This window comes from Rhodococcus sp. Leaf225 (genome assembly GCF_001426145.1).
Taxonomy (GTDB): Bacteria; Actinomycetota; Actinomycetes; order Mycobacteriales; family Mycobacteriaceae; genus Rhodococcoides.
In genome coordinates this window covers 572,100-582,982 of the sequence record NZ_LMRN01000025.1, presented here as the reverse complement: position 1 = coordinate 582,982, position 10,883 = coordinate 572,100, and the positions used below count along the sequence as shown (strand labels likewise).

Here is a 10,883-nt window from a genome sequence, read left to right as displayed (position 1 = left end):
GCCCTTCCGGCGTTACTCGCGGAGGAACGTGAGAATCGCCTGATTGACCTCGTCGGGCTTCTCCAGGTATCCGTAGTGCCCCGCGTCGGCGATCTCCACGTAGCGACCGCCCGGAACCAGGTCGGCCACCTCGCGCGAGAGGTAGGCGGGAATCATCCGGTCGTCGGCGAAGCCCATCGCCAGGCACGGCACCGTGATGTCGCGGTAGGCGGACCGGCGGTCGAACGACTCGTCCAGAGAGAGCTGGGCACGCTGGCCCGGGGTCAGCGGCTGCACGGAGAACTCGAACAGGTCGAGCCAGTCCCGTGCCTTCGCGGGGTCGGCGAGCGACGCGGGAGAGAGGTTCAGGGCCGCCGTCACTGCGGCCGCGTACTTCGGCGGCAGCGTCGCCGAGCTGTCAGCCAGCTCGCGCTCGCCGGCGCCGAGCACTTTCTGGAACTCGTCGAGCCGGGCGTGACCGGCCGCGAAGATCGCTCGCGACACCAGGTCGGGCCTGGTCAAGGCCAGTTCCTGCGCCACGCGCGCACCCATCGACGTGCCCACGACGGCTGCCTTCTCGTCGGGGCCGGACCGCAGGTACTCGATGAGCTCCGCGGTGTCCGCGACCAGATCGTCCATCGTCATGCCGCCCGCGCACTCGTCGGTCGGGGCGATGCCGCGGTTGTCGAAGGTGCACACCCGGAATCCCGCGGCCGTGAGCGCCGGCACCTGATGCAGCTGCCACACCCGGCCGGGGCTGCCCGTCCCCATGACCATCACGACGAGCGGACCCTTGCCCGTCACGGTGTAGTTGAGGCGGATGCCGTTGATGGTGCCGATGGGCATGGCGGGTGTCCTTCTTCCGATACGACAGCTGTTCGGGGCAGACGCTACCGGTCACGGTGCGCGTCCGGTTTTGCCGGGAACGAGCGCGAACTCGTAGAGTTCAGGTACGCGAGTGCGCCCCACCGGGCTGCACCACCACATCGTTCGACCCCAGGGAGACCCGCATGGCCACCGAGCCCGCCGAGACCGACATCGCCGACGAAGAGATCGAGACCCTGTCCGACGAGACCGCCCGCATGGCGCGTCGCGTCGTCGCCGCCTACGCGACGGACGCCGACGAGTGCCGCATGCTGCTGTCCATGCTGGGGATCAACCCGCCCGTCCGCGCCTGAGCGCCGCTCGCTCCTGCACTCCGATTGGCGTTCGGCGAGTGGGGTAAGCACGTGCTGACACCGTCGCGGCAGGCTGCCGGCCTCACCGCGCGCCCCGACGTCGAGACAGAGGATCAGCAGTGACCGCATCAGGTTCGGACTTCGTCGTCGTCGCCAACAGGTTGCCTGTCGACCTCGACACGGCGCCCGACGGTTCCCGAGTCTGGAAGCGCAGCCCCGGTGGTCTCGTCACCGCGCTCGAGCCGATCCTGCGGAGCAACAACGGCGCCTGGGTCGGATGGGCCGGTGTCCCCGACGTCGACGTCGATCCGTTCGAGGACGACGGCCTCGAGCTGGTCCCGGTCCCGCTCTCGCAGCAGGAGGTCGCCGATTACTACGAGGGCTTCTCCAATGCCACCCTGTGGCCGCTCTACCACGACGTCATCGTCCGGCCCGTCTACGACCGGAGCTGGTGGGACGCCTACGTCGAGGTGAACCGACGCTTCGCCGAGGCCACGTCCAAGGCGGCCGCCGAGAACGCCACCGTGTGGATCCAGGACTACCAACTCCAACTGGTCCCGAAGATGCTGCGCATGCTGCGCCCCGATCTGACGATCGGCTTCTTCCTGCACATCCCGTTCCCGCCCGTCGAGCTGTTCATGCAGATGCCGTGGCGCACCGAGATCGTCGAGGGCCTGCTGGGCGCGGATCTCATCGGCTTCCATCTGCCCGGTGGCGCGCAGAACTTCCTCTACCTCGCACGGCGTCTCGCCGGCCAGCCGACCTCGCGCGGCAACATCGGAGTCCGCTCCAAACTCGGTGTGGTGCAGGTGGGTTTCCGGTCCGTGCGCGTGGGCGCCTTCCCCATCTCCATCGACTCGGGCGATCTCGACGAGAAGTCGCGGCGCAAGCCGGTGCGCGATCGTGCACGAGAGATGCGCGAGGAGCTGGGCAATCCGAAGACGATCATGTTGGGCGTCGACCGACTCGACTACACCAAGGGCATCGACGTCCGTCTCGAGGCGTTCCTGGAACTGCTGACCGAGGGCCGGGTGGATCCCGAGGACGTCGTGATGATCCAGCTGGCCACACCGAGCCGCGAGCGCGTCGAGAGCTACAAGCAGATGCGCGGTGAGATCGAGGGCATGGTCGGGCGCATCAACGGCGAGTTCAGCCGCGTCGGGCATCCGGTGGTGCACTACCTGCACCGTCCCATTCCGCGCGAGGAGCTCATCGCCTACTACGTGGCCGCCGACGTCATGCTGGTGACGCCCATCCGCGACGGCATGAACCTCGTCGCCAAGGAGTACGTGGCGTGCCGCAGCGACCTGGGCGGTTCCCTCGTGCTCAGCGAGTTCACCGGCGCCGCAGCCGAACTGCGCCAGGCGTACCAATGCAACCCGCACGACCTGAACAGCGTCAAGGACGCGATGATGGCCGCGATCGAGCAGACGCCGGAATCGGGCCGACGCCACATCCGGGCGATGCGGCGGCAGGTCCTCGCGCACGACGTCGATCGCTGGGCGCGGTCGTTCCTCGCCGCGCTGGGACGCACCGGCGACGAGGAGCCCAACCAGATGATCTCCAACCGGGACATCGGTCAGGCGACGATGTGATGCGCGAAGACCGGTGACCGTGGTCGAAGCGCAAGTGGTGCAGTGCCATCGGCTGCGCCGTGATCTTCTGATCGTCCGCCTCGTCGGCGAGCTGGTTCCGTTCGCCGCGGGGCAGTCCGTCGCCGTGACGGTGCCCACCTCGCCGCACCTGCCTCGTCGGTACTCCCCCGCCCTACCCCCGTCGCGAGACGGCAAGTACGAGTTCCACATTCGCGAGGTACCGGCAGGCTGGGTCAGTCGCAGCATCGTCCGCGAGACCCGTGAGGGCGACATCTGGACTCTCGACGACCCGGCGGGCGACCTCCGTGTCGACGACACCGACGACGACGTCGTGATGGTCGCGGGCGGAACGGGTCTCGCACCGATGCGCGCACTGCTGCTGGGCCTGGCACGTCGGCCACGACCTCCGCGGGTGCGCCTCTACGTGGGAGGCAGGCACCCCCGCGATCTCTATGCCGCCGACATGCTGTCCCTGATGGCGCGATCAGCGCCATGGCTCACGGTGATCCCGGTGGTGGACGAGCCCGTGGACCCGCCGTACCGCGACGAGTTCTTCGATGCCGCCGAGGCCGTGCGGCTGCAGACGGCACCCGACTCCGGCTTCGCACCTCACGAGTACCTCGTCGGCCGCGTCGGCGAGGTGGTGGCGCGGCGCGGGCCGTACCTGTCGCAGCGCGTGCTGGTGTGCGGATCACCGGCGATGTCGAGCTTCACGACGCGTGCCCTGGTGACGACGGGAACCCCGGCGGAGAACATCCGCACGGGGTGAGGGTCAGGTCTGCTTCGGGTTGCGCGGTGTCCACACGACGAGCGCGTTACTGCGTTGCACCGGAACGAGATCGCGTCGGTACCCGGCGTGAACCTTGGCCAGCTCGGTCGCCATCTCGGTGACGCGGGCCTGCAGCGCCTCCACCTGATTGGTGAGTTCGATGATGCGCTTGATACCCGCCAGATTGACGCCCTCGTCCTGCGAGAGACGCTGCACCTCGCGAAGCAGCGCGACGTCGCGCGGAGAGTACCGTCGCCCACCGCCGGTGGTGCGGAACGGCGTCACCAGTCCGAGACGGTCGTAGGTGCGCAGTGTCTGGGCGTGCATGCCGGCGAGCTCGGCGGCGACGGAGATGACGAAGATCCGGGCATCCGGGTCCGCGCCTGCGTCGCGCGCATCCTGCGGATCGCTGGGCGTCCGAGTCATCTCATCTCTCCTCTCGCATCAGAACCGTCAGGCTCCGGGCCACCCGGAGCGGGGATCGAAACCACTCGCCTTCTCCGCCGCAGCGTAGGCCTCGAGGGCATCACGTGCCGCGTCGTCCAACTCGGACGGCACGGCCACCTTCACCGTGACCAACAGGTCACCGATCTTCGACTTCTTGGGAATGCCGCGACCCTTCACCCGGAAGGTGCGGCCGTCCACCGTGCCTGCCGGAACCTTCAGACCGACTCGGCCGTCGAGCGTCGGCACCGACAGCGTCGTGCCGAGCACCAGTTCGCTGTACGCGACGGGAACCGTGAGGGTGAGATCGTCACCCGTGCGGCCGAACACGGCGTCGCTCTTCACGTGCACCGTCACCAGCAGATCGCCGGCGGCAGCGCCGCGCAGACCGGCCTCGCCTCGGCCGGCCACTCGGACACGTTGCCCGTCACTGACACCGGCCGGAACCCGCACCGTCACCGACCGGGTGCGGTTCTGCACGCCGGTGCCGCGGCAGTCGGTGCACGGATCGTCGATGATCGACCCGGTGCCCCGGCAGTCGTCGCACGGCTCGCTGAAGCCGAACGCGCCCTGGTTGCGGCTGACCACACCGGCACCGTTGCACCGTGGGCAGACCCGCGGGCTCGTGCCGGGCTTCGCGCCGCTCCCGTGACAGGTGGTGCAGGACGACGGGCTCGTGATGGACAGCGGGACAGACGTTCCCACCGCCGCGTCACGGAAGTCGAGAGTCACCTCGGCCGCGAGATCACTCCCGCGCCGGGGACGTGACGACGCGGCCTGGGTACGACCACCGGCCGCACCACGGTTGAACAACCCGCCGAACAGATCACCGAGATCGGCTCCGCCACCGGCACCTCCGAAGAGGTCACCGACGTCGAACCCGCCGGCCGTACCCCCGCCGCCGAAGTTGGTTCCGCCGCCCGGCGAGAATCCGCCGCGTCCGAAACCACCACTGGCGAACAGTGATCGGGCCTCGTCGTACTCCTTGCGCTTCGCGGGGTCGGAGAGCACCGCATTGGCCTCGCTGACCGCCTTGAAGCGCTCCTCCGCCTTCGCGTCCCCCGGATTGGAGTCCGGATGGTTGTCGCGCGCGAGCTTGCGGTACGCCTTCTTGATCTCGTCCTGCGACGCGGAGGAGGAGACGCCCAGCTCCTTGTAGAAGTCCTTCTCTATCCACTCCCGTTGGCTCACCGGTCGCCTCCTCCTCTCACATCACATCTTCGTTGTGGTCGAACTATGCCTGGTCGGATGCCGCGTCGGCGCCCGAACCGTCGACGACGGCGACCATGGCGGAGCGCAGAACTCGATCACGCACCTTGTACCCCTTGCGGAACACGCTGCCGACGACAGGATCGTTGCCGTCGCCCTCGTGCTGCACGGCCTCGTGCAGCGCAGGGTCGAACGCGTCGCCCTCGTCACCGAAGGCGACGAGACCCTGTGCGGTGATGACGGATTCGAGCTTGTCCGCCACCGACTTCAGCGGCCCCGTCTCGAGGTCACCGTGCTTGCGCGCCCGATCGAGATCGTCGAGCACACCCAGCAACTCGGCCAACACCGACGCCTTGGCGTTGTCGATGTCCACCTGCTTGTCCCGAGCGACGCGTCGCCGGTAGTTGGCGAACTCGGCGCTGAGGCGCTGCAGGTCGGCCGTCCGCTCGGACAGCTCGTCCTTCTCGGGTGCAGTCTCGGAATCCACGGAACCCTCGGACATCTCTGCCTCGAGAACCTCTGCTTCGTCCTCCACGTCACCGGGCTGGGGCGCCGTGGCGGAGCCCGCGAGGGACTCCTCCACGGCAGGGTCGACGTCGGGTGCGTCTACCTTCCCGGTGTCCTCAGCACTCACTTCTTGTCCGTGTCGACCGGCTCGTCCACGACCTCGGCGTCGACGACATCGTCGCTACCGTCGGTCGGGGCTGCGCCGTCGGCACCTGCTCCGTCGGCTGCTGCCGACTCGTACAGTGCCTGACCCAGAGCCTGCGACTCCGTGCTCAGCTTCTCCACCGCTGCCTTGATGGCGGCGATGTCGGTGCCGTTCAAGGCAGTGCGAGCCTCCGCGATGGCCGACTCGACCTTTTCCTTGGTCTCCGCAGGAACCTTGTCCTCGTTGTCCTTGACGAACTTCTCCGTCTGGTAGACGAGCGACTCGGCCTGGTTGCGGGTCTCGGCCTCCTCGCGACGGGTCTTGTCCTCCTCGGCGTGAGCCTCGGCGTCCTTGACCATGCGCTCGATCTCCTCCTTGGAGAGGCCGGAGCCCTCCTGGATCTTGATCGTGTTCTCCTTGCCTGTGCCCTTGTCCTTCGCCGTCACGTGCACGATGCCGTTGGCGTCGATGTCGAACGTGACCTCGATCTGGGGCACACCGCGCGGTGCGGGAGGCAGCTCCGTCAGCTCGAACGAGCCGAGAAGCTTGTTGTGCGACGCGATCTCGCGCTCACCCTGAAAGACCTGGATCTGCACCGACGGCTGATTGTCGTCCGCCGTGGTGAAGGTCTCGGACCGCTTGGTGGGGATGGTGGTGTTGCGCTCGATGAGCTTGGTCATCACGCCACCCTTGGTCTCGATGCCGAGCGACAGCGGCGTGACGTCGAGGAGCAGAACGTCCTTGACCTCACCCTTGAGCACACCGGCCTGCAGTGCGGCGCCGACGGCCACGACCTCGTCCGGGTTGACGCCCTTGTTGGGCTCGCGTCCACCGGAGAGCTCCTTGACCAGCTCGGACACGGCCGGCATACGGGTGGAGCCACCGACGAGCACGACGTGGTCGATGTCCTTGACCGCGATGCCCGAGTCCTTGACCACGGCCTGGAACGGCGCGCGGGTGCGGTCGAGCAGGTCGGCGGTGATCTTCTGGAACTCGGAGCGGCTGAGCTGCTCGTCGAGGAAGAGCGGGTTCTTGTCCGAGTCCACCGTGATGTACGGCAGGTTGATGGACGTGCTCTGGCTCGAGGACAGCTCGATCTTGGCCTTCTCCGCGGCCTCACGCAGGCGCTGGAGAGCCATCTTGTCCTTGGTCAGATCGATGCCGTTCTGAGCCTTGAACTTGTCGACGAGCCAGGTGACGATGCGCTCGTCCCAGTCGTCGCCACCGAGGTGGTTGTCGCCGGACGTGGCGCGGACCTCGACGACACCGTCGCCGATCTCGAGCAGGGACACGTCGAACGTGCCGCCACCGAGGTCGAACACGAGAATGGTCTGTTCCTTCTCGCCCTTGTCCAGGCCGTACGCCAGAGCGGCGGCGGTGGGCTCGTTGACGATGCGCAGGACGTTGAGGCCGGCGATCTGGCCGGCTTCCTTCGTGGCCTGACGCTGTGCGTCCTCGAAGTACGCGGGCACCGTGATGACCGCGTCGGTGATCTCTTCGCCCAGGTACGCCTCGGCGTCACGCTTGAGCTTCATGAGCGTGCGCGCGCTGATCTCCTGCGACGTGTACTTCTTGTCGTCGATGCCGACGGTCCAGTCAGTGCCGATGTGGCGCTTGACGGAGCGAATGGTCCGGTCGACGTTCGTGACGGCCTGGTTCTTCGCGGACTGGCCGACGAGAACCTCTCCGTTCTTGGCGAACGCGACGATGGACGGGGTGGTGCGTGCACCCTCGGAGTTGGCCACCACGACCGGTTCGCCGCCCTCCAGGACGGACACGACCGAGTTGGTGGTCCCGAGGTCGATTCCGACCGCACGAGCCATGTGAAGACCTCCTGATAGATGCTGCTGTGATCGTTCGAGCGTCTGCCTGAGCGAACTGCGCTCAAGTCTGCCTGTCGGATTCTCGCTCCGTCAAGTCGTACTTGAGTGACCCACGCTCAATGGCAGTCGTACGGCTCAACGGAGGGGTGTACGAGTTTGTTCCCGGAGTGGTCGGCCGATTGTGGTCCGCGTGTCTGGACCCACCCGATCGCGAGGCTTTCTGCGGATCGGCAGCATTCGACGCGAAAATGTGGCAAAACCTGCACTCGGCCGTGCCTCAGCATCCACAGGTCGACCGGATCGACGGGATCCCGCCTCCGGCAGCAAGTCGAGGGCACTCACGCATGGTCGGCGCGTGTGAACCCACCCGATCGCGAGGCTTTCTGCAGATCCGCGGAATTCGACGCGAGAGTGTGGCTGAACACGCACGTCCGACGGTTAGGGTCCACGGCATGTCACCGGTTCCCGGCACGATCCTGACGGCCCGCGGCCTCAGCCGAACCTTCGGCGGACACACTGCCGTCGCGCACGCCGACGTGACGCTCGCTCCCGGCACGGTCACCGGGCTGGTCGGACCCAACGGCGCCGGCAAGACGACGCTGCTGCTGATGCTCGCCGGCCTCCTGGCTCCCGACTCCGGGACCCTCGAGCTGGACGGGTCTTCGGTCGAGACGGTCGCACTCCGGCGGGCCGTGGGGTGGATGCCGGACGTCTTCGGCACCTGGGACAGCCTCACGGCGACCGAGATCCTGTCCACGTTCGGACGGCTGCACGGGCTGTCGTCGAAGGACGCCCGTGCCCGCGCCGCCGAACTGCTGCAGCAGGTCCACCTCGACGATCGCGCCGACCGACCCGCGCACGAGTTGTCCCGCGGCCAGAAGCAGCGGCTCGGGTTCGCCCGCGCACTGGTGCACCGACCGCGATTACTTCTACTCGACGAGCCGGCATCGGGCATGGATCCGCGCTCGCGAGTCGAACTGCGCGACGAGGTCCGCCGGCTCGCCGACAACGGATGCGCAGTGCTGGTGTCGAGCCACATCCTCACCGAACTGTCGGAGATGGTGGACGACGTGCTCGTGATGACGGACGGGCGCACGCGGGAGTCGGCACCCGCCACCGAACGATCCTGGCGACTACGCGCGGTGGGCCGGCCTGCATCGTCGGCCGACATCCTGCACTTCCCCGACGAGGAGGCCGCGGCGCGACACCTGCGCACGGTCGTCGACTCGGGAGTGCTCGTCGCCGAGTTCGCCCGGGTGGACTCGCAGCTCGAGGACACCTACCTCGCACTCGACGCGGACAGGACCTGACATGGCGGCACGGACGAGCAGCTGGTGGTCGGTGGTCGGCGTACTGATCGGCCTCGAACTCCGGCAGCGACTGCGCACCACGCGGTGGCGCGTCACCCTGGCGGTGACCTTCACGGTGATCTCGCTGGCCGTGTTCGGATCGATGTATCTGGCACTGTCCGTCGACGAAGCCGATGCGAACTACGACGGCTGGGCGCGCAACCTGTACGCGGTCGTGCTGGGAGTCGAGCTGTTCCTCGGCGTGATCCTCGCCCCCACCCTCACGGCGACCTCGATCAACGGTGACCGCAAGAACGCGACGCTCGCCGTGGTGCAGGCGACGCCGATCAGCCACTGGCAGTTGGCCGTCGGCAAGCTTCTCGGGTCGTGGGTGTCGTGCCTCGCCCTCGTCGCCGTTTCGTCGCCGTATCTTGTGTGGGGCATCGTCGCCGCGCCCTACGGCATCGGCACCTCGGTGCTGGGCGTGATCGTTCTCTGCCTGATCTTCCTGTGCTACTGCGGGATCGGGCTGGGGTACTCCGCCCTGACCGCTCGGCCGGCAGGTTCGGCCGTCCTGACGCAGGCCACCGTGTTCTTCCTGGTGTTGGGCCTCCCGGCACTGTTCGGCCTGCTCTACTCGACCACGGCGGAGGACCACGAGGTGGTGGGCGCCGAGTACACGTACGTGGACGATTCGTTCGACACCGTTCCGGACTGTCGCGACGTGGCCACGGTGCGCTCCTACGAGCACACCGAGCGTATCTGGTGGCTGTTGGCGCCCAACCCGTTTCTCATTCTCCCGGATGTGGTGGCCGCACATGACAATCCGAGCGTACGTGTCTGGATGTCGGACGAGCGGCCACCCGATCCCAGCGTGGCGCGCCCGATAGCCGAGACGCTCTCGACGGCGCGCACGGGCCCGTACCTGACGGAGCCGACCTGCGCGGACACCGTGTCGACCTACCGCGTGAGCGCCTCGAACCGCAGCTTCTACGACGAGCAGGTCGCGTTCGAATCCGGAAAGGTCGGCGACAGTTGGTACCTCGGGCTGGCCGTCAATGTCATCCTGGGAGCTCTCGGAGTCACGGTCGCCGCGCGGCGACTCCGCGTTCCGGCCCGCACCTTGCCGAGGGGCGTGCGGATCGCCTGAGGCGCTCAGCTCAGCCGTCCACCCCCGTCGACGTGGAGGGTGGTTCCGGTGACGAAGGTGTTGGTCAGGGCGAGCAGCACCGCTGCCGACACGTCTTCCGGGCGGCCCACGCGCCGTGCGGGATTGGAGGCAGCCGTCGCGTCGAACATCTTCTGCTTCCCGTCTCCCATGCCGTCCCACGAACCCGAGTCGACGATGCCGGGCGAGACGGCGTTGACCCGCAACGGTGCCAGTTCGACGGCCAACGCTTCCGCGAGGAATGCGACAGCACCGTTGGTCGTGGCCATGACGGCGAGGCCCGGCGCCGGCTTCCATGCGGCGACACCGGAGAAGAACACGAACGAGCCGCCGTCCCGCAGCGTGGGAGCGAAGTGCTTGGTCAGCAGGATCGGTCCGACGACCTTGGCTGCGAACGCGCGCTCGACGGCGGCGCGGTCGAGGTCTGCGACCGGGCCGTTGGCGTGGTTCGCCGCGAGCGACACGACGTGATCGAGAGGTCCGAGCGTGGTGACGGCGGCGGCGATGGACGATTCGTCGTCGAGGTCGAAGTGCACCGCCGATGCGCCCGAGCCGAGCTCGGCGACAGTGTCGGCCAGGGCCTCCGGGCGTCGACTGCCGAGGACGACTTCCGCGCCGGCGGCGAGCGCGTCCTCGGCGATGCGCCGCGCGATGCCCGACGAGCCGCCGACGAGAAGGATGCGGGTGTTCTGCAGGGTGCTCATGACGGTGTGTCCCTTCCGCGGCCCCGTCTCTCGCGGCCACGGAAGGTTCAGCGCACTGGGCCCGCAGCATCAT

General features: G+C 67.9%; 11 protein-coding genes. 5 read left to right on the top strand and 6 right to left on the bottom strand.

The features are described 5' to 3' along the window. Positions 1-12: 12 nt before the first annotated feature. The gene (locus ASG69_RS21030) at positions 13-825 is read right to left on the bottom strand and encodes an alpha/beta fold hydrolase (RefSeq protein ID WP_056444056.1); all 813 of its coding nucleotides are present in this window, start codon (positions 823-825) and stop codon (positions 13-15) included. A gap of 164 nt (positions 826-989) precedes the next feature. On the opposite strand from ASG69_RS21030, the gene ASG69_RS22940 reads away from it, so the two are divergent. From ASG69_RS22940 to ASG69_RS21020, 3 genes are all read left to right on the top strand, one after another. Next, a complete protein-coding gene (locus ASG69_RS22940; protein ID WP_200933864.1) occupies positions 990-1,157 on the top strand; it encodes a hypothetical protein in 168 nt (55 codons plus the stop codon). Positions 1,158-1,276: 119 nt separating this feature from the next. Beyond that, on the top strand, positions 1,277-2,752 hold the full coding sequence (locus ASG69_RS21025) for an alpha,alpha-trehalose-phosphate synthase (UDP-forming) (protein WP_027506923.1): 1,476 nt from the start codon (positions 1,277-1,279) through the stop codon (positions 2,750-2,752). Between the two features lie 13 nt (positions 2,753-2,765). Further along, on the top strand, positions 2,766-3,521 hold the full coding sequence (locus ASG69_RS21020; protein WP_027506924.1) for an FAD-binding oxidoreductase: 756 nt from the start codon (positions 2,766-2,768) through the stop codon (positions 3,519-3,521). Positions 3,522-3,524: 3 nt separating this feature from the next. Here ASG69_RS21020 and ASG69_RS21015 read toward each other — a convergent pair whose 3' ends face one another. Genes ASG69_RS21015 through dnaK form a run of 4 tightly spaced genes read right to left on the bottom strand, consistent with a single transcriptional unit; the run spans position 3,525 to position 7,649 of the window. Further along, a complete protein-coding gene (locus ASG69_RS21015) occupies positions 3,525-3,947 on the bottom strand; it encodes a heat shock protein transcriptional repressor HspR (protein WP_027506925.1) in 423 nt (140 codons plus the stop codon). Between the two features lie 27 nt (positions 3,948-3,974). After that, positions 3,975-5,156 carry a molecular chaperone DnaJ gene (dnaJ, locus tag ASG69_RS21010; protein ID WP_027506926.1) on the bottom strand — a complete coding sequence of 394 codons (1,182 nt, stop codon included), beginning with the start codon at positions 5,154-5,156 and terminating at the stop codon, positions 3,975-3,977. 43 nt (positions 5,157-5,199) lie between these two features. After that, on the bottom strand, positions 5,200-5,808 hold the full coding sequence (gene grpE / locus ASG69_RS21005) for a nucleotide exchange factor GrpE (RefSeq protein WP_056444053.1): 609 nt from the start codon (positions 5,806-5,808) through the stop codon (positions 5,200-5,202). Next, positions 5,805-7,649, bottom strand: a complete 1,845-nt coding sequence (gene dnaK, locus ASG69_RS21000) for a molecular chaperone DnaK (RefSeq protein WP_027506927.1) — start codon at positions 7,647-7,649, stop codon at positions 5,805-5,807. Before dnaK ends, grpE begins: the two co-directional genes overlap by 4 nt. A 452-nt stretch (positions 7,650-8,101) precedes the next feature. Here dnaK and ASG69_RS20995 point away from each other — a divergent pair, with 452 nt between their 5' ends. Together ASG69_RS20995 and ASG69_RS20990 are read left to right on the top strand one after the other, a co-directional pair. Beyond that, positions 8,102-8,959 (top strand): ABC transporter ATP-binding protein, encoded by an 858-nt coding sequence (locus ASG69_RS20995; protein ID WP_056444049.1) that lies wholly within the window; start codon positions 8,102-8,104, stop codon positions 8,957-8,959. A gap of 1 nt (position 8,960) precedes the next feature. Then, positions 8,961-10,088 (top strand): ABC transporter permease, encoded by a 1,128-nt coding sequence (locus ASG69_RS20990; RefSeq protein WP_056444046.1) that lies wholly within the window; start codon positions 8,961-8,963, stop codon positions 10,086-10,088. Positions 10,089-10,093: 5 nt separating this feature from the next. On the opposite strand, the gene ASG69_RS20985 is transcribed toward ASG69_RS20990, so the two are convergent. Beyond that, complete coding sequence (locus ASG69_RS20985) at positions 10,094-10,810, bottom strand: SDR family oxidoreductase (RefSeq protein ID WP_056444043.1); 717 nt, start codon at positions 10,808-10,810, stop codon at positions 10,094-10,096. Positions 10,811-10,883 lie beyond the last annotated feature (73 nt).